Origin of the sequence: Geotalea sp. SG265 (assembly GCF_022808985.1) — a bacterium.
Taxonomy (GTDB): Bacteria; Desulfobacterota; Desulfuromonadia; order Geobacterales; family Geobacteraceae; genus Geotalea.
The window spans coordinates 409717-433641 of record NZ_JAKZFT010000001.1 but is presented as its reverse complement, the minus strand read 5'-3'; the positions used below and the strand labels follow the sequence as shown (position 1 = coordinate 433641).

12 protein-coding genes are annotated in these 23925 nt (G+C 55.2%); 8 read left to right on the top strand and 4 right to left on the bottom strand.

The features are described from left to right. Positions 1 to 156 precede the first annotated feature (156 nt). The 7 genes from ML541_RS02075 to ML541_RS02045 all read left to right on the top strand — a co-directional run bounded on the left by ML541_RS02075 (position 157) and on the right by ML541_RS02045 (position 8653). On the top strand, positions 157 to 2892 hold the full coding sequence (locus ML541_RS02075) for a tetratricopeptide repeat protein (protein ID WP_243370221.1): 2736 nt from the start codon (positions 157 to 159) through the stop codon (positions 2890 to 2892). Further along, positions 2889 to 5339 (top strand): tetratricopeptide repeat protein, encoded by a 2451-nt coding sequence (locus tag ML541_RS02070; protein WP_243370219.1) that lies wholly within the window; start codon positions 2889 to 2891, stop codon positions 5337 to 5339. The genes ML541_RS02075 and ML541_RS02070 overlap by 4 nt, the downstream gene beginning before the upstream one ends. A 116-nt stretch (positions 5340 to 5455) precedes the next feature. After that, the gene (locus ML541_RS02065; RefSeq protein WP_243370217.1) at positions 5456 to 6271 is read left to right on the top strand and encodes a flagellin; all 816 of its coding nucleotides are present in this window, start codon (positions 5456 to 5458) and stop codon (positions 6269 to 6271) included. A 65-nt stretch (positions 6272 to 6336) separates the two neighbouring features. Then, positions 6337 to 7011 (top strand): hypothetical protein, encoded by a 675-nt coding sequence (locus ML541_RS02060; RefSeq protein ID WP_243370215.1) that lies wholly within the window; start codon positions 6337 to 6339, stop codon positions 7009 to 7011. A 15-nt stretch (positions 7012 to 7026) separates the two neighbouring features. Then, entirely contained in the window at positions 7027 to 7416 is a 390-nt protein-coding gene (locus tag ML541_RS02055; protein ID WP_243370213.1) for a flagellar biosynthesis repressor FlbT, read from the top strand. Next, positions 7406 to 7792 carry a flagellar biosynthesis regulator FlaF gene (gene flaF / locus ML541_RS02050; RefSeq protein ID WP_243370211.1) on the top strand — a complete coding sequence of 129 codons (387 nt, stop codon included), beginning with the start codon at positions 7406 to 7408 and terminating at the stop codon, positions 7790 to 7792. Before ML541_RS02055 ends, flaF begins: the two co-directional genes overlap by 11 nt. A 75-nt stretch (positions 7793 to 7867) precedes the next feature. Continuing rightward, positions 7868 to 8653, top strand: a complete 786-nt coding sequence (locus tag ML541_RS02045; RefSeq protein ID WP_243370209.1) for a hypothetical protein — start codon at positions 7868 to 7870, stop codon at positions 8651 to 8653. Positions 8654 to 8718: 65 nt separating this feature from the next. Here the strand turns inward: ML541_RS02045 and ML541_RS02040 are convergent, their stop codons facing one another. The 4 genes from ML541_RS02040 to ML541_RS02025 all read right to left on the bottom strand — a co-directional run bounded on the left by ML541_RS02040 (position 8719) and on the right by ML541_RS02025 (position 23502). Beyond that, positions 8719 to 9342 (bottom strand): class I SAM-dependent methyltransferase, encoded by a 624-nt coding sequence (locus ML541_RS02040; protein ID WP_243370207.1) that lies wholly within the window; start codon positions 9340 to 9342, stop codon positions 8719 to 8721. Next, complete coding sequence (locus ML541_RS02035) at positions 9343 to 20850, bottom strand: glycosyltransferase (protein WP_243370205.1); 11508 nt, start codon at positions 20848 to 20850, stop codon at positions 9343 to 9345. It lies immediately after the preceding gene. A 732-nt stretch (positions 20851 to 21582) separates the two neighbouring features. Further along, positions 21583 to 22758: a tetratricopeptide repeat protein gene (locus ML541_RS02030; protein WP_243370203.1), complete on the bottom strand. Its 1176-nt coding sequence runs from the start codon at positions 22756 to 22758 to the stop codon at positions 21583 to 21585. Between the two features lie 114 nt (positions 22759 to 22872). Then, positions 22873 to 23502: an O-methyltransferase gene (locus ML541_RS02025; protein ID WP_243370201.1), complete on the bottom strand. Its 630-nt coding sequence runs from the start codon at positions 23500 to 23502 to the stop codon at positions 22873 to 22875. 138 nt (positions 23503 to 23640) lie between these two features. Here ML541_RS02025 and ML541_RS02020 point away from each other — a divergent pair, with 138 nt between their 5' ends. Next, positions 23641 to 23886: a hypothetical protein gene (locus ML541_RS02020; RefSeq protein ID WP_243370199.1), complete on the top strand. Its 246-nt coding sequence runs from the start codon at positions 23641 to 23643 to the stop codon at positions 23884 to 23886. Positions 23887 to 23925: the final 39 nt, after the last annotated feature.

Sequence of the window (23925 nt, the reverse complement as noted above, 5' to 3'; positions counted from 1 at the left end):
ATGGATACTTGCTCCTCGGTGTAATGATCGGCATTGGCTGGTCAATTTAATGACACAACAACTCTCTTCCCGTAAATCCAGTTGCAGTGCTGCTCAACACGGCTGGTACAGTAGTTGCTCTTTTCCACAGAGAATATAAATCAAGAGGTTCAAACGATGAAAGTGTCCATGCCGTCCGGTTCCGCCCATGGATGGGGAATAGCCGGGCAATACCTGGCAAGGGAAGTGGCAAAACTGCCCCCGGTCGAGGGGGTCACCCTCCACTGTATAGGCGGGTTCGATCTAAAGCCTTTGAACCCCGAAGCCTGGGACAGGATCAATATCGGCTACACCTTTTTCGAGGATGACATCGAGGTGCTCCGCCATACCAGGCGGGCCGCCGCCGAGTGGGACCACATCGTTGCCGGATCCAGCTGGTGCGAGCAGCATCTCCGCATCGGCGGAATCAGAAATACCAGCACCATCCTCCAGGGGATCGACCCTGTCAATTTTTTCCCCGCACCGCAAAGAGCGGATGACGGGCGATTCATCATCTTTTCTGGAGGGAAGTTCGAGAGCCGCAAATCCCAGGATATCGTCATTGCCGCCATGAAGATCCTCATGGCTTGCCATCCGCAGCTGTGGCTCTCCTGTGCCTGGTACAACCACTGGCCATTCTCCATGGCCACCATGCAGGGTTCCCGGTATATCACCTACCGTCATGGCGAAGAGGAGTGCATGGCCATCCTGCGCAGGACGCTGGAGGAGAACGGTCTTCCCCTGGAGCGGGTCATCCTCCATCCCTTGCTGGACAATGCCCGGATGCGGGATGTCTACCGGGAGACGGACCTGGGGCTCTTTCCCAACCGCTGCGAAGGGGGGAACAACATGATCATGTGCGAATACATGGCCTGTGGCAGGACGGTCGTTGCTTCGGACGCCAGCGGCCATGGGGACGTTATCACCCCTGCCAATGCCTTCCCCCTGACCTGCTATGAACCGCTCCTCGTCAATCGCAACAATATTCCCTTCGCCCTCTGGTTCGAACCTTTACTGGATGAGGTGGTGGAAACGGTGGAGCTTGCCATGGCCGTCCGCCAGGCTCTGCGGGCCAGAAGCATCCATGCCGGTAAAGATATGCAGGGGCTGCGCTGGGACAAGGCTGCTGAGCAGTTCCATGCTCTGGCTTGCCGCCTGGCGGCGCAAAAGAGACAAGTTATCACCATTGGAGAACAGCCGGAGCAAGCGGGGAAATCCGTGACTGCCGAGGATTATCTCCGTGAAGGGATGGCGTTTCTGGAGAGCGGCAATCCGGTACAAGCGGAGTCCATTCTGCTCAAGGCGCGCCTCATGGACCCCTTCTCGCCGGAGATTTACAACTGCCTGGCAAGCGCCATGGATGCCCAGGAACGGCATCAAGAAGCCTTGGGCTACTACCAGAAGGCCCTTTCTCTCCTTCCCGGCTCGGCCGTCATCAACTTCAACCTGGGCAACACCCTGAAAAAATTGGACAGGATTGAGGAGGCAGCCGGCTGCTACCGCGAGGCACTGAAGATTGATCCGAATTTTGCCGAGGCCCATTACAATCTGGGGCTTGTTCTTCAGGGACAGAATCTCTTGGACGAGGCAGTGGCGGAATACGCGCAGGCCCGAGTTCTACGGCCCGATCATGCCGACACCCTGCACAACATGGGGGATATCCAGCAGGAGAAGGGGGAGTTGCCCGGGGCAGTTTCGTTGTACCGCCAGGCGCTGGCCCTTGATCCTCTCAAGGCAAATACCTGGAACTCCCTGGCCAACGCCCTGCTCTCCCAATGGCAGTACGAAGAGTCGCTCCAGGCCTACCGGCAATCGTTGGCACTCAGGCCCGACGACCCGATGACCCTCAATAATATGGGGGTAGCCTACAAGGAGTGGGGGGACCTGGACCGGGCCATCAGTTGCCATAGACGGGTGCTGGAGCTGGATCCCGACTATGCTGACGCCCGATGGAACCTGGCCCTGGCCTGCCTGATGAAAGGGACGTTCATGGAAGGCTGGCAGGGTTATGAATGGCGCTGGAAAAAGAGCGTGCCGGTGCCGCGCCGAGAGCTGCCCCTTCCTCTCTGGGACGGGGAGCCCTTGGGGGGCAAGAAAATTATTCTTGTCTCCGAACAGGGGGGCGGGGACGCCTTTCAATTCGTACGTTATGCCCCCATGGTCGCAGGCAGGGGAGGCACGGTTCTGGTCGAATGTCAGAGCGCAGCCCTGAAGCCGGCCCTGGAACGGGTGCCGATGGTCAAAGAAGCCTTTGTTGCTGGAGAAACACTGCCGCAGGCCGATTGCTATTTCCCCCTCATGAGCTTGCCGCTGCTGTTCGGCACTACGCTGGAAAACGTTCCGTCAGAGGTTCCCTACCTGATTCCCGATTCCAACCGTCTGCAGGTTTTCCAGGGAAAGATTGACATCGATTCCGGGCTGAAGGTGGGGATCGTCTGGGCCGGTAGACAGAACCTGGTGCGCAACCGCAAGCGGACCTGTGGTTTGGAGGTTTTTGCCCCCCTGGCCGAAATTCCGGGAGTCACCCTCTATAGCCTCCAGGTAGGCCCCGATGCGGACCAGGCGGCGCCGTGGGTCGCTCAAGGAAAGCTGGTCGATTTGACGTCGCACATAATGGATTTTGCCGACACCGCAGCCCTCATAGCCAATCTGGATCTTGTTGTCACCATCGATACTTCGGTTGCCCATCTGGCAGGGGCACTGGCCCGGCCGGTGTGGACCCTGCTCCATTATGCTCCTGACTGGCGCTGGATGCTTGAGCGCAACGACAGCCCCTGGTACCCGACCATGCGGCTTTTCCGTCAGCGGCAGCCGGGGGACTGGCAGGGGGTTATGGCGGAGGTGAAGAAGGCTCTCGGGGAGATGCTGCCGTGAACCATGCCCAGGACTTTTACCGGCAGGGTAATGCCCTGGCCGGAGCAGGGGATTACGCGGGGGCCATTGCCGCCTACCTGCAGGCGTTGCAGCTTGCCCCCCGGCAGCCGGCGCTCCTCAACAACCTGGGTCTTGCCTATATGGAAAACGGGCAGCTGGAAGAGGCCCGGGCTACCTTCGAGCGATTCATCGCCCTTGACCCGGAAAATGCAGAGCCGTGGAACAATCTGGCCGTTGTCGTGCAGATGGCTGGAGACCTGGAGAAGGCAGCGGAGCTTTTTCGCAAGGCCATTGCCCTCGACCCCCTGTATGCTGAGGCTTGGTATAACCTGGGCTTTGCCCTGGAAGAACAGCGAAACTGGTCGGATGCCATGACCTGCAACCGACGGGCGATCCTCCTTCGTCACGACTATGCTGAGGCACACTTTAATCTGGCGCTGTTGCTTCTCCTCACCGGGAGTTTCCGGGAGGGCTGGCAGGAATACGAGTGGCGCTGGGTGACCAAAGGCTTCAGCACCCCCAGGAGATACTTCACTCAGCTCCAGTGGGACGGTAGCCCCTTTCCCGGCCGGACTCTTCTGGTGCACATGGAGCAGGGGTTCGGCGACATCATTCAATTCATCCGTTATATCCCACTTGTGGCTGGGCTTGGAGGAAAGGTCGTTGTGGCGGGCCCTACCGAGTTGAAGGGATTGCTGGCAAGGGTGGATGGGGTGGAGAGGGTGCTGGTTGACGGCGATGCCTGGCCCGAATTTCACCTGCATATACCCTTGATGTCGCTGCCCCTGATTCTTGGGACTGAACTGGAGACTATCCCGGGGAAGGTACCGTACCTGCAGCCTGAGCAAGAGGAGGTCAAGGAATGGGCGAGGCGGCTTGAGAACGACCGTGCGTTCAAGGTGGGACTGGTCTGGTCGGGCCGGCTGAATACGGAGAAAAACCGCCGCCGCGCCTGTTCCCTGGAGGACTTTGGCCCCCTGTTCACCGTTGCCGGGATCAGCTGGTATGCACTGCAGATGGGGGACGGTAAGGAGCAGCTTGAAGCGGTGCCTTTCGGCGGGCAGATCAGGGATCTGACTTACCTGATCGCTGATTTCGCAGATACAGCCGCCCTGATTGCCAATCTGGACCTGGTTATCTCCATCGACACCTCGGTCTGTCATCTTGCCGGAGCTTTGGGGAAAGAGGTCTGGACGCTCCTTTGCAGGTCAGCCGACTGGCGCTGGCTCCTGGATCGTAACGACAGCCCCTGGTATCCGTCCATGCGCCTGTTCCGTCAGGATCAGGCGGGGGACTGGTCATCGGTCATGGCGCGGGTGGAGGAGGCTCTTCTAGAGCGTGCCGTTCCCAAACTGAAAATTTACTTTTACCGATCAGGGATTGATTATCTGCTGCCCCCCTTGCTCCATGCGATGAAAATTCCCTTGCTTTATGACGATCCCAAGGGGGGACAGGAGGTTGCAGCCCCCCGCTACGATGTGCTGAGCATTTGGCAGGAAGATGAACTGGGCAAGCCCATCTCCCCATGCCGGGATAGCTACGACGAGGTCGATTCACCTGCGGATGCCGATTTCATAGTGTTTCCCGAGCGAATCGACGAGCTGCTGGAGAATTTCGGCGGGGAGGGGGCCGCCCGCTTTCTTCGCCAGCTTCCCCATTTCGCCACTGACGAGGAAAAGCATGTCTTCCTCACCGTTCACGATAACAGCGAGCCTTTGGGCATAAAGTCGGTCATCTTCAGGACCAGTGCCTCTACATTCAATGCCGACCCTGCTACCTGCGTTTTCCCTTACCGCACCGAGGATTTCAGCGCCTATCTCCACTACGATCTTGCGCGCATTGATTATCATACCAGTTTTATAGGCTTCATCGGCTCCAGTCCGATCCGTGGCCCACTCATGGACAGCATAATCGGCGAGAAACGCCTTGTCAGCTATCTTGACACATGCGAGCGCTTCTACGGCCATCTCCCGGTGGATGAGCTTCCCCGTCGAAGGGCCCGGTTCCTGGAATATATGGCCCGGTCTCTGACGGTTCTCTGCCCCCGTGGAACAGGAGAAAACACATTCCGGTTTTTCGAAGCCATGTCCATGGGGCGGATTCCGGTTCTTGTGGGTGATGGCTGCATCCTGCCGTTTGCTTCAGATATTGATTACGCTGCCTTCATGGTGCGGATTCCCGAGCAGGAGGTATACCGGGCCGGCCAGCTGCTCTATGAATGGATATCGCAACAGAGCAGTACCGAGCTACTTGGCCGTTGCCGCCGGGCCAGGCAGGCCTGGGAAAAATACTGCCGCTTTTCGGGAATCAACTCGATGCTGCTGGGCATGTTGCAACGGCATAAAAAAAGCTGGTGCCAAGATGAAAGAAAAAAAATACAGCCAGATGCTTATTCTCCTAAAGTTCCCCGGTTTGACACCGAAGAGATTTCCAAATGCAGAATGTGAGACCGGTCACCGGGGCATTACGAAGAATCGTGAGCCTCCACTGCACTACGGCAAGCCGGGCAACCGGTGCAACAATCGGCAAGAATGCCGAAAAAACCTAGAAAAGGAGAATCACCATGGCTATCAGCGACATTTCTTTGACCGCAGGCATGAGAAGCAACCTTCTTACCATGCAGAAAACCTCAGATCTTCTCAACCGCACCCAGGACCGTCTCTCTTCAGGCAAGAAAGTTAACTCGGCTCTCGACAATCCGACCAACTACTTCGCCGCCCAGAGCTATGTACAACGTGCCGGCGACCTCGATTCCCGTAAAGACGGTATGAGCGAGGCCGTCCAGCAGGTAAAGGCCGCCAATGCCGGTATTTCCGCTATCACCAGCCTGATCGAGTCCGCCAAAGGTCTTGCCACATCGGCTCTTTCCACTTCCAACACGACAACCCGCGCCACCCTGGCAGGCCAATACGATACTCTGCGTCAACAGATCGACAAATTGGCCTCCGACGCCTCCTATGGCGGAAAGAACCTGCTGCAAAACCAGAACATCACCGTCAACTTCAATGAAGACGCAACCTCGACCCTGTCAGTTTCCGGCTTCAGCGCCAACTCGACCGGTCTTGCCATGACCGCGAACTCCAACAGCTGGTCGGCAGATACCGATATCACTACCGACTCCGGCAAGATGGATTCCGCCATTACTACCCTGCGGTCCAAAACACAGACCCTGTCGGCCAACCTGAACATCATCACTACCCGCCAGGATTTCACCACCAGTATGATCAATACCTTGAGCACCGGCTCCGATAACCTGACTCTGGCTGATATGAACCAGGAAGGCGCCAACATGCTGATGCTGCAGACCCGCCAGTCTCTGGGTACCACGGCCCTGAGCCTTTCTTCTCAGGCAGCACAGTCGATTCTCCGGTTGTTCTAATAAGAGGCCGCAGAACCGGGTGGAGGGGAAATCCCCTCCACCCCTTTTTTACGGAGGTGACTCCAATGGCCATACAACCCTTAAATAACGACCAAGTGCCGGTAAATTTGACCCGTACCGCACCTGTCGGTCAAACTGTTGACGTACAGAACGGAATGAAGAACAGAAATGCTGCGGGGGATTCCGTGGCATTTGTTGCCTCAGGGGGAGCAAACCAGGAATTTGTCCGCATCGATTCCACCAAGGAAGCCATTGCCTCTGCCGCCGGAGCCATTCATGCCGCCGGAAAGGTCATGAACGCCATAAGCGACAACATTGCAAAGATGAAAGAGACCCTGGAGGCAATCGTCAAAAATTATCCACCCTTTCCTCCGGGAAGCGATGAAAGGCTCAAGCTGCTTCGCAGCTACAGCTCACTGCGCAAGCAGATCGATGCCCTGACGGTGCCGCCACTACCTCCCGATGGCACGGAGTATGCTAAAATAGTGGGTGATCCGGCTGCGGGGGAATCCGGCGGTATCAAGGTCACCACCGAAAAGGGGGACGTGGTGATGATCAATGCCCAGGAGGTACATGCAGGTCCCGGCGGTCTTGACCTCCCCGAACTACCGGCGATGCCGGAGCGGGATGCAACGGATGACGAGATTTATCACGCACTGGGCAAGCTCGATGTGGCCGTAACAACCCTTGGCATAAAGCAATCAGGGTTGGCGGCCGATGCACGGAGATTGCTGGCCTAGAACGAATGGTTACGGATGGCACTTAAAATTTCCCTTAAACCAGGCGAACGGATGATCATCGGTGGTGCCGTCATCAGGAACGGTGCCAAGGCGACTGACTTCTACGTTGAGAACAAGGTTGCGATCCTTCGGGAGAAGGACATCCTGGCTGAGCAGGAGGCCACCACCCCCTGCCGAAGGCTCTACCTAGTCATCCAGCTCATGTACATCGATGACGGCAATCTTTCCAATTACACCGGTACATACTGGGAACTGGTCAAGGCTCTTGTGGATGCTGCACCCAGCATGGTCCCGACGCTGGACAGGATCAGCGAATTTCTCGTCGGCGGCAATTGCTATCAGGCATTGAAACTGACACAAGACCTTATCGACTACGAAGAGGAGCTCATCAAAAATGCTTGCTAATCAGATCAAGGAATACGCCAACCTTCAAAAGGAAGCATTGACCGGACGAGAACTGGAAGCCTCGGTACTGACCAGGGCTGCGCAGATGCTGAAGGCCTGTCAGGATAACTGGGGCGCGCCCGACCGTGAAAAAAAACTGCAGGAAGCGCTCAAGTTCAACCAGAAGATCTGGAGTTTTTTTCAGGCGGAACTGTCCGCTCCGGATAACCCGCTGCCGAAAAAGCTGCGGGAAGATATCCTCAGTCTCAGTCTTTTCGTGGATAAACGCATTTTTGAAATAATTGCCTTTCCTGAATCTGAAAAACTGGCCATAGTGATCGACATTAACATGAACATTGCTGCCGGGCTGAGATCGGGTCCCGGTGATGTCGTATGAAAGCAAAAAACTGCCGTTAACAGCCCTGCATCCTTAAAGATCGCGGGGCTTTATTTTTTAGAGGTGCTCTGCCCGATGAAAAAGAACCTGGTGATGGGTGCCGTTTCCGGATATGACTTCAGCCTGATCCGCCCCTTTGTGGTTTCCCTGAGAAAAACCGGTTTTGCCGGCGACATTTGTCTCTTCGCATCCGGGATATCCGACATGACGAAGCATTACCTCCAGCTGCTTGATGTGCAGGTGGTGACACTGCCCCAGGAAGAGCAGTTTTCGGGCATGGCCATCAGCATTACCCGATTTATGCTTTACCAGGCATTTCTTGCCCGGCAGGATATGGATTATGGTGGGGTGATGTTGACCGATGTGCGAGATGTGCTTTTTCAGTTGGACCCATTTGAATTCAATCTATCGGGCAAGGTCTGCTGTTTTCTGGAAGCTGAAGAGAAAAGAATCCTTGATTGCCCAATGAACAGCGAGTGGCTGCGGAGCAAGTTCGGTGACACTGTCCTGGCAGGGATTGGGCATAATCCAATTTCGTGTGTCGGCACGATTATCGGCGGACAGCCGCAGGTGCAGGCCTACCTGAAGGCGCTGCTGGAATATCTGACCCCCCCGTTCACCATCCCCGGTGATGACACCGCCGTGCATAACTATCTGATCTACACGCGCCAGATTCCTGAGGTAGCCATCTTCGCCAACGAGGATGGACCCGTGATGACTGTTGGCTACAAGTCGGCGGATACACTGTCTTTTGATGGGGCCGGTCTGCTTGTCAATGCTGCCGGAAAGATCGTCAACACCATCCATCAATATGACCGGCATCCACAGTTGTCGGAAAAGCTTTCTTTCCTCTACGCTTGATTCCTGCACCACGTACGCCACATCCGGCGTGTCCAGTGCTATATCCAGACGATGGTAACGGATGTTCAATCCTGTTTCCTGCAGACAAATCCCCAATATTCATCCGGTCCGAGGCCGGTGGTAAAATTAAAATTCACCTGTTCCAGCAGTTGAAAGCCACTACGGCTGAGCAACGACACCCACATGCCCCGGTTGAGGACGCTGTAGTGATTCTGGTTGTTCTCGTGGTGGCAGGCCGTCTCAGGTGCAGGCACTTCAAGGTAAACGATGCCACCCATTTTCAGCACCCGGGAAAATTCGGCCAGGGTGAAATGGGGGAAAATGCTGTGTTCGATCACGTGCCTGGCCCAGATGAGATCGAAGGTTTCCGGGGGATAATCGAGAAAGGACTGGTCCATCTTGGCCACCTGGTGCCCCTTGTTCCTGCAGGCCGCCACATCGTCGTCGTTCAGGCTGATACCCGTGGGCCGGTAGCCCCTTTCCCGGAAAATATCCAGGGCCGGCCCTTGGCCGCACCCCACATCGAGGATGGCCGCACCCGGTGGCAGAGGGTATTTTGCCAGCAGACTGTCCAGCTGCTGACTGGTGATTTCCGTATGGAGCTGGGTCGGCAGCTCCGGGTAGGTGTCCTTTTCCAGTTTTTTAAGGAACTCGTGGAGGCGGGCAAAGCCAGCGAATGGCAGTTCCATCTATGCAGCCCTCCGTGTGCATTCAGCTAAGAGTCTGGTGATTTCTGTTGTAACCGCGCCATTGTCGACGGCTGCCTCAAGGAGGCGGCGGCTCCAGTCAAATCTTCCCTGGGCATAGAGCACCTTGGCGTGCTGAAAGAGGAAATCGCCGCAGTCATAGTTCAGTTCCCTGACCTGCTGCAGGCGCTGTTTTCCCTCTTTACCCTCTCCCTGGCAGAGGTGGACCGAGGCGAGCAGGGCAAGGGCCGAGGGATAGCCGGGGTGCCTGGCGAGCAGATTCTCCAGGAGCGGGACGAGGGAGCCGATTTCACCCGCATACAGTTCGCAACAGCCATAGTTGAAGACCGCTTCCTTCAGCTGGGGGTCCAGTTCCATGGCTTTCTTCGATGCTTTCAGGGCCTCCGAATATCTCCCCAGGCAGAGATAGGCGTAGCCCATGTTGAAGTGGGCCTGTGACAGATCAGGCTCCAGCGCCGTTACCTGCCGCCACAGGTCCAATGATTCGTCGTACCTGCCGAGCTCGGCGGCCTGAATGGCCAGTTCGCTCAGGGCGATGACATCACTCCCCTGCTCGGCGAGCTTCTTTTTGCCCAGCTCATAATAGAACTCCCACTTTTTCCGGAGTTTCTCCTTGTCCAGCTTGCCGTAATGATGGATGGGGAGGTCGATTTGCTGCACGGGAATCCCTGCCCGCCTCAGGGAAGGCTCCACCAGCTCGTGGACGGGATTTTCGAACCTGACGCGCCCGTCGTTGGGAAAAAAGCGGACGATATGGTTGGGCTGGAACCCGGTGCCCGCCTCTTCTTTCGGATACTGTCCGTCATGGGGTTGCCACCCCTTGGTGTTGGTCAGGTTGGTGTAATTCTTTTGGCAGAGGGCATAGCCGGCCGGCTTGCCGGTGGCCAGCTTGCGCAACAGCTCGTGGTCACTGGCGGAGATCACCTCGTCGGCGTCCAATACCAGGATCCACTTCCCAGCAGCCTTGGCCAACGACTCGTTTCTGGCTTTGGCAAAGCTGCCGGGCCAGGGAGTGTTAAAGACCGTAGCTCCGAAGGCCCTGGCAATGTCCCCGGTCCGGTCGCTGGAACCGGTATCGACGACGATCATCTCGTCGACCAGCGGCTTGACGCTGTTCAAAGCCCGGGCAATGTGGGCAGCCTCGTCTTTGGCGATCATGCAGAGGGAGATGCCCCCTTTGCCCCCTTGGGGCTCCTTTCTCTCATCGAGCCTAGCCCGGATCTGCAGCGCCGCATCGACGATCCCGTCATCGGCGCCGAAGCGGACCATGGCCTGCTCGATTTCGGCCATGGCCTCTTCGTCACGCTCCTGGCTCAGCAGCAGGTCGATCAGCTTGAAGGCGAGCATTCTGCAGGCAGGGAAGAGGGCGCGGGCCTCGCGGAAGGCGGCTTCTCCGCGGCTGAATGCTTCGCAGGCGGTGATGGCGGTGTGATAGCGGTCCATGGCGTCCCCGCCGGCGGGGTTGAGGACGAAGCCCATTTCCAGCAACTCCAGTGCTTCGTCGTGGGCGCCGGCAGACCAGCGCAATACCCCCAGGTTGGTATATGCCTCGCCGAAGCCGGGATCGGCAGCCATGGCTGCCTTAAACAGCCTTTCGGCACCGGCCCGGTCGTCGTTGCGGAAGGCGAGGACCCCCTTGAGGTTCAAGGCGGGGGCAAAGGAGCCATTCATGGCCAGGGCACGGTCGGCGCAGGCGGCCGCCTCGGCAAGCTGGTCGAGCCCCTCCCGGCAGAGCCCTTCCAGGACCAGGCTTTCCCCATCCTGTTCGCTCCCAGGCATCTCTTTGACGATGGCCAGTGCGTCGGTATAACGTTTCGCCTCCATGAGGAAGCCGGCCAGGAGCCGGTACGGCCGGTGGTCGGCGGGCGCGAACTTTATCCCTTCTTCCAGGAGGATCTTCACCGCCTGGTCCAGGTCACCGGCCAGGAAGCGCTCCTCCCCCTTGATGCGGGCGTTGTGCGCGGCCAGGCGGAAGGCCTCGGCCTTGTCCATTTTGGTCAGATCCCACTTGCGGTCGAATACCTTGCGGTTAGCGGCCATGGCCGCTTTGAAATCGATCTTGTTCCCCTCGAAGGTCCGGCTGCCGTGGTGATGGATGAAGACGTCGCCGGCAATGACCGATTGCAGCCCGGCCATGGAGGCGCGCAGGCAGAAATCGTCGTCCTCGAAATTGCCCAGAGCAAAGGCTTCATCCAGCATCCCCACCTTGTCCGCCAGGCTGCGGCGGGCAAGCATGCAGAAACCGACCGCCAGCTTGACCGGGATGCGCCGGTGACGGTGTGCGGAGCGGAAACCGGCGGCGAAGGCCTGCATCTCGTCCATGTTTGCATAGGGGACCGACAGCAGTTGCTGCGGACCGGCTATGTTGTTGGTCATGGGGCCGACGATGCCGTATTCGGCGGAGGCTTCGAGACATTCCAGCATCCCGGTAAGCCATCCCTCCGTTACCACTACGTCATTGTTGAGTAAAAGCAGGTAATCACCCTTGGCGGCAGCAATCCCCTGGTTGCACCCCTTGGCGAAGCCCAGATTTTTCTTGTTCTCCATGAGCCGGTAGTTTTTGTGGCTTTTCATTTGTTGCCGGAGCCATTTGACCGTGCCGTCCTTGGAACCGTTGTCGACGAAGATGACCTCGTGATTTTCCGGGGTGTGTTTCTGGATGCTTGACAGGCACTCCCGGGTGTACTCCAGCTGATTGAAGGTGAGGATGATGATGGAGGTTAAGGCGCTCGTTTCAGCGGCCACCTTGACCTGTGCCGGTTTATCTTCTTTCGCCGGTGGGAGGAATACTGGTTTCGCCTGCCGGGCCTGTTGAGGCACGGCCCGCAGCAGGTACTGATAGTGCCTGCCTTCATCGGCCAGGGTGGAAACATCCAGTCCCGCCTCCGCAAGGGCTTTTGGGATCTGGGGGGGAACCTGCACCTCGTTAAGCACTGTTGCGCTCATGGTTGTAGGCGTAAAGCCTGCATTGCCGAAGAGTTCCATCACCCCCTGGCGGGTAAAGAAGCGCAGATGGGTGCGGTCGAGGATCCCCTCATCGGTATAGTCCCATTCCCCTTCCAGAAGCCCCTTCACCACCGACCAATGGCGGACGTTTGGGATGCTGGCGACGATCTCCCCTCCTGCCGCCAGTTTTGCCCGGGCTGCGCTGAGTATGGCGGCGGGGTCCCGGAGATGCTCCAGCACGTCGGCGAAGATGATGGTATCGAAGTAGCCGTCCGGCACTTTCGCCAGCTTTTCCTCAACCGTACCCGTCAATAACTTGTCCAGCTTCTTCGCCGCCAGCCCGGCCGCTTCCGGCTGGCACTCGATCCCCCACACCTCCGCCTGGAGCTTCTCTTTCAGCTCTCCTCCCATGGTACCGGCTGCGCATCCCACATCGAGAATCCGCTTCGCCTTGGGACTGACCAGTTCCTGCACCTCCGGCCGGGAAAACCCATAGTAGGCAGCTGGCTTCTCACCCATCCTGGCCAGAATCTCGGCGCTGTCGGTGTACATGCTGTAGAGGTCTGAGCCGAATTTATCCTTGAAGAGGTGGTACTTCTCCACCAGGTAATCGGGATAGTCGCTGTCTTCATTCCAGCCCAAGTGGTAGGCCTGGATGTTGGTGGCGAAGCCTACCTTGCCGCCCTTCTTCCTGATCTGCTGGCAGGTCTCCCAGTCGGTAATGTAGCCGCCGTCGAAGAAGCGGCGTTTGATGGACTGCATCACCGTTCCCACGTTGGCCAGAGTGATCTCTTCATTATAAATTTCTTTATCTCCTAGATAAACCTCGGGCAGTTGCGTGGGCTTGTTGGCCGGGTCCAGGTTGAGGGCTATGAGTCCCATCTCCGGGTAACGGTGGTGCATCTCCACGAGCTGTTCCAGCCAGCATTTGCCCTGCAGGTCGGGGACGAGGATATCTGGATCAGAGACGACGTAGGGGTCGGAGGTGGCGACTTGGATGCCCCTGCGGAAGGCGGTGGTGAAGTAGTTGTCGTCATTCACTATCAGGTGATCGAAGAAAATGGAAACCTGCTGGAGATACGTGGCCATTTCATCGTTGCTGTGGTTGTCGACGACGATAAGGCGGTACGGATAGCGGGTATTGGCAATAAGAGCATTCAGCGCCTGCTGAAAATAGGAGGGCCGGTTATAGGTGAGAAAGATGATGTCGATCGGCTGTTCCGGGCGTTTCTGCCGGTCCTGTTTGGTCAGCAGCGCGGCATAGGTCTCCTTGATGGTCGCCGTTTCTGCTCCGCTGAGGTCAAAGTTGCTGATTTCCACCCCGTTGCGATTAAAGTAGTAGCAGCCGAGAACTTCCGGCAGGTGCAGCATCTTCATTCCGTGGGCGAGGGCCATACGGCACCAGAACTCGTAATCGCCGGCTGACCGGTACGCCTCGTTGAAGTAGCCTGCGGTTTCATGGACGGTGGCGCGCCACATGGGCTGGGGGCCCATGTGGCAGCCGGAGAGCATCATCTCTGGGGAAAAATCTGGGCGCCTTACCGTTTCCGCCTGCATTGCCTCGGCAAATGGTAGGTCGGGATCGTAGGTGATGAAGATGTCACCATAGACCAGATCCACATCGCCATGGGCATCAAGGGTGGCGGCCAGTTTTCCCAGGGCGTCCCGCCGGTGCCGGTCATCGGTATTGGCATTGGTTATGTATACCCCCGAAGCAGCGCGGATGCCGCGGTTCCAGGCCTGATAGACCGTTTCCCGCTCCTCGGTGCGGATGTAGCGGATATTGTCATACCGGGCCTGAAATTCGCGCACAATGCCGTGCTCGTTTTCTTGCGAGCCGCTGTCCACAACAATGATCTCCAACCGGTCGGCAATGGTTTGCGCTTCCAGGTTTTCCAGACATCCGCCAATGAACCGTTGCGCGTTGTAGGTGGATACAATGGCCGAGACCAGTGGCCTGCTGCCAATTGGTTGCCGGTGCGCTGTCGGCTGGAGAATCTGCTGTGTTGTGGTGGGTGGAGGAGATGGCGCTGTCGTCCGGTGCCGCTTCAGTGCCGAAAGGCTCTCCTGCGCCTCCCTGTTCCATGGCTCAACTTCCAGTGCGCGGTTGAAGAAGTAATCCGCATCATCGAGCCGGTCCAAGGGAATACAGATATTTCCCAACGCCAACAGGGTTTCCACATCCTTCGGTTGAACAGCCAGTATCCATAGGTAAATCTGCAGTGCCTCCTCAGTTCTGCCCATGACCATGTTGTAGAAGTCGGCCAGGTTCTTCTGAAACGTGATGTTGGTTGGCTCTATTCTGCCAGCCTTCTCGTAATTCAGGAGCGCTTTTTCAGTCTCTCCACGGTCACTGTAGAGAACTCCAAGATCGTTATATGCCACGGCGAATTGGGGGTAATTCTGCAGGAGCTTCTCCAGCATTGCTATAGCTTCATCATCACTGTTGGCCGCAGCCAAGCTCAGCGCCTTACGGTGCATTTCATCCGGAGGCTCAATAATTTGAGCTTTTTTGCTGAACCTGCGTAACGCTTCAAGGCTTTGCCTGACTTCCGCGTTCCAGGGCTCAATCTCTAGCGCTCGGGTGAAGAAACAATTAGCATCATCGAGTTTATTCGCCGAAATGCAGATGTTGCCAAGGCCCAGCAAAGTTTCCACATCCTTTGGCTGTGCTGCCAGAATTCGCACGTAGATCTGCAGTGCTTCTTCTGTTCTGCCAAATGCCACCTGGTACAGATCGGCAAGATTCTTTTGAAAGGTGGTATTGAGCGGGTCCAAGTGGACCGCCTCCTCATGGTGCTGAAGTGCCTTATCCATCTCGCCACGGTTGCTGTGAATTACTCCCAGGTCATTGTGGGCGAGGGCGAAATGTGGATAACTATGGATAAGCTTACTCAGGGCCACGATTGCCTCATCTATTCTGCCGGCAGCTATCAGAGGGGTCACGTCTCGATAAATGTCATTAGCTTCTGTTTCCGGAGAACTTCCCTCTTCATTAAGGATCATGGATCCGCTCCCTTCGCTGGGTGATGAAGTGCCAGGTGCGCTGTTCAACTGATCGCTCTCTTCCATTTCACGTCCATGGGATGTTGCGCTGTTCAAATCTTGCTCGGTGGTCCCTCCGGAAAAGGGATATTCAAGTACCTGGGCATTTTCCGTGAGCTGTGCCAGGACTTCCGTGGCAAAGGCTCCTGCATCCCCTGTGGTGGCAGAGATTCTCAATTTTTCGGCAATTTCACTTTTTTGGGCCAGTTGCGGTAGAGATGCATAATACAATCTGCAGTAATAGGTCCAGATTTCCTCCGCCCACTTAATGGGGTGGCTGAGATGAAAGGCTACCGGCGTTGTCAACAGTTTTACCGGTGCACCCACGGCCATGGGGATAAACGGTGCCCAATAGTCCCACCATGGGGCACCAAGGCAAAAGGTGCTGGATGGATAGCGCTGGAGAAGCTTTCGATCGAGGAAGAAGAAGTCGAATCCTCGTGGGTAGACTTGGCCGTTCAGATTATCGAGTGACTCCACTTCGACCCGTGCACCGAAAATGAAGCTGTCTGTGGTTTCGCGGCAGATGAATTCAAGGAATCCATCGTTGGCGGCCAGGTGAATATCGGAGTTAACGATGCCGCAGGTGTCGGCTCCGCACTGGTCTAAGGCCTTGAGAACATCATCTAGGTAAATTAGCGGTTTTCCAATTATTGCAGTTGCATCGCGATGGGCCTCGAAAAAGGTTATCCCTGGGAAACTCTCGCCGATGATGGCGATTTCCTCCTTGGAGTTCACCGAGATGACATGGAATCCCAGTTTCTGCCAGGAGGCGATGGCTTGTTGCTGAAGAGGTATGTTTACCGGGGCGATGGAGGTGGCGATAGTGGCTGGGATTTTCCTTCGGTTTTCATTCTGGCACTCCTCGTTTTTTTTCCAAAGGATGTTATAGGATAACGGCTTGCCGAAATCCTCGTAGCTTTTGCCGGTAATGTGCGCCCAGCCGACATTGTACGCCTTCTCTGAAAGGTAGAAGGTGTTATGGTCCTGTGCCGGATGTGTTAGCGGAACGAATTGATTAGATGTGTGGAACTTTTGGAAGAGATAGGGCAGAAGCTTGTTGCTCCAAGGACCGTTCTTTGTGATGGCCACATCGAAGCAGTGGAGTGAATAGGCTCCCGGAGCCATAATCCTCTCCAGATCACGGCAAATAGCCTGCCAGGTTTCTTTGTTCTCGACAATATGCTCCAGTACTGAAATGCTGAAGACCAGATCGAAATATTTTTCCGGAAGTTCACTGCTGAAACTGCCGATATAATCACGGATCAGGCGGTAGTCATTGTTTTTGATCATACGCAGGCCGTTGCCGATGCCTTCTAATTTGTCCAGATTCCAGCATTCGTAACGCTTGTGTAATGCAGCCAGGACCCGCGACTCTCCACCCCCTACCTCCAGGATCCTTGCCCCTTGGGGGACATTATCCATGATGAAGGTGAAGACCAGGAGGTCCTGGTAAGTCTTCAGGTCGCAGGAGTGCATGTCTACTTTCTTGCCGTAAAGCAAAAAGTCGTAGTCACGAAAGTAGGTAAAATGTGCAAATTGGGAGTAAGTGAAGGTCGAGAAGTTTTTATCTGTTATCTTTTCCTTTGCCGCCAGATTGGCAATGGTGATGGGGATGGGTGCCGGCAAAGAAGGTGATAATGATTCGGCAGTTTCGAACTTTTCCTTCTCTATAACCTGCTGAGCCTCACAGAGATATTCCTCCATGTGATTGGCTGTTTTCTGCCGGCTCTGGTATCGGAATCCTCCTACCAGAGCATCCACCGTGTATAGCTGGGCATGGCGGAAAAAGCGGCCCCAGAGCTCAAAATCGGCGGCAAATTTCAAGCCAGCCTGTAGAGACGAGCCTGCTTTTTCCCACAGGGACCGGCGCCAGAAAGTAGATTCTTGCTGAATAAAAGATTCTCCATCATGCCGGTTCAGGAACTTTTCCCGTGACCAGATGGGAAGATAATCAAGGACAAGCTTTAATTCGCCCTGGTCATCCCAGGCAGTGGGGCGCCCGGTAAGCCACTCGACTTCTTTGAAAGAGTTGAAAATCCGAGAGATAAGCGAAAGGGAGCCGGCATGCAACTTGTCATCGGAGTTGAGCCAGCCCATTATCTCTCCGTTTGCCCGCTGGAAACCTGCATTAATCGCCTGATATTGGCCGCCATCGGAGCAGCTTTGCCAGTAGGTCAGATATGTTTCGTAATTTTTGATGATTTCGACTGATCCGTCGGTACTCCCCCCATCCATGATAATGTATTCAAGGTTGGGATAATTTTGGCTAAGTACCGATTGAATGCAGGCTTCCAGGAACTCCCCTTGGTTATAAGAAGGGGTGACTATGGAGATCTTAGGCCACTGGGATGATGCCCCTATTTCATTTGGTCCGGCCAAAGGCGATTCACAGCCGATGGTGTTTGTTGAAGGAGCAATTATATTTTCAGCGGCGAGAAAATCTTTGGTCGCGACTACCGCTGGTACCTCTGTTCGCCTCATGCGTGGTTTTGTTCTCTTTTCCCTGTGCTCTTCCATAACCTTTTGATACAGCCTTTCATACTGGCCAACACAATGCTGGTGGTCAAAAACAGAGGTCGCCCTTTCCCTCGCAGCGGCGCTGAAGTATTGTCGCAAGCTTGGTGTCAGTGCCAACTCTCGTAATGCTGCCACGGCCTCTGCTACGTTTTCGCTCTCGAGGACGAATCCCTCTGCTTTATGCCTGACCAATTCAGGCACTCCACCTACAGCGAGTGCCACTATCGGGACACCGCAGGCCAATGCCTCCAGCACTACCAATGGGCAGTTGTCGGCCCTAGGGGTGTAGAGGAAGATGTCGAGACATGAATACATCTTGGCCAGGATTGCTTCATCGGTAATGTGCCCGGTATAAATGCAGCGTGGATCGCTGCCCTTGTTGTCGCTGCCGATGTTGAGGAAGATGAAGCCGGGAATTTCTTGCCACAGCCCATCCAGGATCTGTTGAGCAAACTCTCCCCCTTTCCACTGATTGCTCAAAGTGCCGCCGTGGGCGACAGCGCCGATAACGAGGAGGTCGTCCGGGATGCCGAAAAAGGCCCTGGCTTCTCGCTTGTCATGGGGGTAAAAGGTGTTGGTGTCAACGCCGTTATAGATCAGCTCGACCGGATGATCTTTGAGAATGCTCCGCTCCACCTTCTGCTTTAGCCAGAGGGAAGGGGTGACAATGTGTAGTCGGGAATGGTCGTAGGTCAGTTTTTTGTCGTGCCAGAGCTGAGCGGTGCTATCAATACCCAGGGCCGGTTCGATTGTCAGATCAGGACATTGGCCGCAGCCACTCATCCAGCGGGTACAGTTAAAGGCATGAGCGCAATGGCCGGTAAGGGCCTGCATATCATGGAGAGTCCACACTAATGGCTTGAGTCGGGAAAGCGACGGAAGTGAAAACGGATTGAAGTAGCCACCGTGGAGATTATGCAAGTTCAAAAGTCCAGCCTGCTGTACCAGCGGGTGCTTGGTTAGACGATGGCTTCCCTGGAATTCGTAAAACAGCTGCCCCTCTAACTGGCAGCGGAGCTGGAGGACTGGATCAATATCGATATCAAAGGAAGATGTGAAAGGGGAATCACTATGCTTAAATCCCGCGAGGATATGGGCCTTATGGCCAGCAGCTCGCTGAGATTCAGCCAGTCGCCAAGCTACTTTTGCTGCGCCACCGACATGGTCATGGGTATTTATGTGCAAAATGGAGAGTTGATTCTGTTGGGTACTCGTCTGCGGTGTTATGGCAGTTGAGATTGATAGTCTTTTGGAACTGGGTGAGGCAGACCCACCGAAGTAAGAGTTGTAGTGGGCGATAAGTTCTTCATTAAAGACGATATTCTCGGGCATAAATGCGGCTGGCTTTGTAGCAAATTGCGTAGAAAATCTGTCTGTTGCGCCGCAATGCACGCCTGTGCCGTCACAGCCGATGTTGTCGATGTGCGATGCTGTTGGATAGATGTAGTAACCGTTGTTTATATAGACAGAGAGCAACCAGTTGAGGGTCCATACATCTTTCAATTCGCCCTGCAGAAACCGTAAAATGTTGGCTGGAACATCAACTCCCCCTCGGCATAGGTCTATCTCTTTTGAGAGGGCATAGTTGCAAAGGGCAGTAAAGTCTGGTTGATAGTGCTGCCAAGCTCTTTTCCATGTGCCCCATCCCCAACTTCCGATACGCGGATAGAAATATATGTCGTAAGAATATTCCTGTAACAGCCTTTCTGGTATCGGCACAGTATAGCCACTGATACCAAATATCCTTTCGTTGTTTGCATATTTAGTCAGGCATTTCTGCATGAAATCGAAAAAAAATTTTTGCGGAACACAGTCGTCTTCAAGCAAAATCAGGCAATCCGACTTCTCAAACGCATAGTTAGTGGCTGAGACGATAGATTTGGCAAGGCCCTGGTTTTCAGTCTGCATGATTATTTCAGGTTGGGTCCAGTTAATATCCTCAAGGAGCTGTCGAGTCTTTCTTACTCCATCCACGTGGCTTTCGGTTTTAGGAGCATCGGAAAAAATGATTAGATTTTGGATATTGTGGTCTTTAAGTGCCCTCAATACCATTGATGTGTGCCAAGGGCGATTGTAGCAAATGAGAACGACAGGAACGGTATTCAATGGGTTTATTTTCACTACTTTATTGATACGAGGCATCTTTGCTTTAACAAGATCTATAACTAGGGACATGGGGCGGTACGGAGAGCGAACCCGAGGGTCATGATCTGGTGTGCGCTGAATGAATCCCTTCGAATAATCGATTGTGTTGGTTACCGCCTGCCCCTGCTCGTCATAGTAGTGAAGGAAATTGAATTCTCCTGCTGTGGCAAAATTCGAGTTCTCCAACAGATTACGGACCGTCTCGTAGCGGGGAAACCACACATGCCCCGGATTTTCCGGTGATCCTCCCCCTGCCGGGTCGAAGGTAATGTTGCCGGCGGCATCTTTCAGGGATCTGGCCTGCATCACATCACACCGATAATCGGGCAAAGAGAGGCGGAATAGCCCCCCTGGTTTGAGAATGCGGTGGATCTCATTGATTACCTGGGGCAGGCGGTCGTAGGTGATGTGCTCGAAAACATCTTCGGACTGGAATGCATCGACGGAATTTTCCGGCAGAGGCAAGGGGAGGGTCATGTCATGGGGAATATGACGCAGATCACATCTGGTAATGGACAGTCCGGTCCATCCACTGTATTCGGTTTTATCCGGAAGATCGCCGGCATAGAGCTTTATGATGCCACTGGCATAAATGTCGTCCCACTCCACTGGCCAACGCTGGCGCTGTCCTGCTGTTGGTGCAACCACCGAGCGATAGAACTCCTTGGCTTCTTGAAAGTTACGAAGCTTGATCAGCTGGTCGATTTGGACATCCTGACTGCCGATCCATATGCCGCCGCCGTCATCGGTTGAACTGAGCAGAAACATCTGGTGGGCGTACCCTGCTGTCCCGGGCCAGTATCTGCATCTATTCGCATCGTGCAGGATAACCACGCCTCCTGGGGAAAGCTGCCGTAGAGCTTGAACTAGGCATGCCTCTCTGGCCCTCCCATCGACAATGATAAGGTTGAAGGGCCCTAGGTCAGCGGCTGCATCTGTGTAATGGCGGTAGTCTTCATAGGTTGCGCCCGGCTGCTGTGTGTTAATCAGTCCGGGATTATCCGGAAAACGGTGATGGATGCGGACATTAGGTCTTGAGTTTGCGGTTCTGACGGCATTTGCCCAGTCCTCAATATGCTCAATAGAATGCCAAACTGCACAAGTAGGGATAAAGGCGGGGAAAAACAAGGTGCTTTTACCGCTTCCGTATTCCAACACTTTCGATGGCTTAAGGCGGGCCAGCAGAAAACAGATCAGTTCTATCTCGTAGTATTCCATGAAAGGTGTTTGCTCATCGGTGAACTCGGCGCGAAACAACTCGATCAGTTGCCGGTGGATGCTTATGTGCTCGTATAGCATCAGCTTACGCGACAAGTGACTTATGATATCTATGTAACTCATATGCTCCAGTTTCCGCTCTTGGTGAATTCCAATTCCCCGCCGGCTGGACATGTATGGATAGTGGTGCATCAAGTCTCTGTGCAACTGTAATGCCAGCAGCTTTCTGTGTATAAGCTATTGATACTGCAAGTCTTTTTGAAGTTTGTTGCGGTCAAAATATTGAACGGATTTATATAGAGCAGGAGAAGAAATATCTTTGGGTGGCGCAAGGAGATGTGTCTACTTTTAGAAGGGGCGCAGGGCGAAACCGTCAAATTCGTCGGCACCGGGATCCATGGTCTTGCCGTTGATGTCGGTGCCGCTGAACTTGAAGACCAGATGGCTGGGGTCCAAGACCCCATCACCGGTCTCGTTCTGGGAAATGGTAAAGGTGACGGTGGCCTGCATCTTCGTGGCGTCATAGGTAACCATAAGCGGGGTGGGGGGGATGGCTATTTCTGCGTCGGGATTCAGGGTAATGCCGTTGTTGTAGATTCCTCCCTTTCCGCTGGCAGCCTTGGAGATGCTCCAGTTGGCCACGTTCTGCACCGAGACCGCATCCATCTCCGCATTGAACTGCAGCACCATGGAGAAGTCTTTGGATGCGGAAGGGGATGCCAGTGATGGATCGAGATCGGCCACCCTGGTGCCCGGCCCGAGGATGGTATTGAAGGAATTTTCCTTATAAATATTGGTAATGAAGGCGGGGGAGAAGAGGATGCCTCCCAGCTCGTCGGCCAGGGAGGGGTCCAGCGTGCTCAGGGTATCCACTTCCACCTGGGCCTTGTCTTTCTGGGCGGTAGCCGCATATGCCTTGCCCAATTCGGAATGGGCAAGGGCAAAATCCTTATCCGACTTGACTGCTATCTGCAATTGCTCGATGGCTGCGTCGTACTTGCCCATCTTGCTGTAGGTCATGCCGAGGCCGTAGTACCCATGGGCATCTTTACGGTCGATGGCGATTACCTTCTTGAACTCTGTTTCCGCTTCCTGTTCCCGCCCGGTGTTGAGATAGAGAAATCCCAGGGTGTAGGGGGCATAGGTGGAGGTGGGATCGATGCGGGCCGTGGTCTGGAATTCCTTTTCCGCTTCACTATAGCGTTTTGCGCCAAGGTAAGCATTGCCTAGGTCCTTGTGGGCCGAAGACAAGCCGGGTTCCAGCCGCACCGCATTCTTGTAGGCGGCGATGGCGTCGGTCGATTTTCCCAGGCTGGAATAGGCCATCCCCATGTATTTATAGGCATCGGTGGAGTCGGGTGTGAGGGCAAGAACTCGCTTCAACTGGGAGATGGCCTTGTCGTAATTGCCATCCTGCATGGCCTGCAAGGCTCCGTTCATGGCGTAGTTGGCGGTCATCTGCCGTTGCGACTGAACATCGTTGAAGGCAGCAAAAAGTTTGTCCGCTCCTGACATGGATTCCATCGGCCCACCCCTTCGACTTACCACGATCTTCTTTTCTTATCGTCATGGGGAACTTTTCCTTGAGGAAAACCTGGGGGAGATGTGTCAAATTTTTGATCCGACGCTGCAGGCAGATCAGGTAAGGCGGGCGGCAAGCAGCAACCCATCCCCCACCGGCACGACGGTGGCGAAATATTCTTTATTTCCACACATGAGCTCGTTGAATCGCCTGATCGGTTCGCTGTCTTTGCTGCCGTCATTTTCCACGACCCTGCCCCTCCAGAGGGCGTTGTCGGCGACGACGAGCCCGTCTGCTGTCAGGCGGGGCAGCATTATCTCCAGGGCCTGGGGGTAGAGATACTTGTCCATGTCAATGAAGAGGAGGTCGATGTTGTCATAATCCTGACCGAGTTCAAGGCTGTTGCCGGTGCGGAACTCTGCCGTGCAGGCAAGGCCTTCTGTGGAAAAGATTTCTCGGGCATGATCCATGTTTTTCTCCGCATAATCGGTCAGTACGATCCGCGCCCCTGGTTCCAGCGCCCGGGCGATCCAGAGGGCGGAATAGCCGAATCCGGAACCCAGTTCAACCACCAGCTTCGGCCTTTTGAGAAGGGTGATCAGGTGGAGGAATTGCCCAACCTGACGGTCGATGATGGGAAACTTCATGGCCTGAGCCTTCTCTTCCATGGCCATGAGCGCCGGGTCTTCTTTCGCTCTCAGGCTGGAGATATAATTGACGACGCGGGGATCGATAATATGAAACATGACGTGCTCCGTAGGTGATTTTCGCTTGTTATGCCACAGCCTCTTATTACAGGAAAGGGAATTTGCATCGCCCGTAGCCGTTGCTAAAGGCGGGGCGGGGAGTAAAATTGGATCATCGCTTTCATTCTCCCAGGGAGGGTGCCGACAAAGGCACGGACAACCATGGGCACCAGGCAGATACTGCTCTCGATGATATTGGGTACATTTCTCAGCGCCGGCTGTGCCCGGATCGGAGATGCGGTAATCAGGAGCATGCACATGGATTACCGCTACCGGCGCGAGATGTTCCCCCAATTGTACGACCGCTATCGGCTGAAGATGGAGCGCGGTTTCCCCCGGCAGGAGCCGGAGTTCATGGTGCCTGACTTTCCAGACATAGGTTGAGATACCAGAGCTGCCATGCTCCTGCGCCTCAGCTACCGC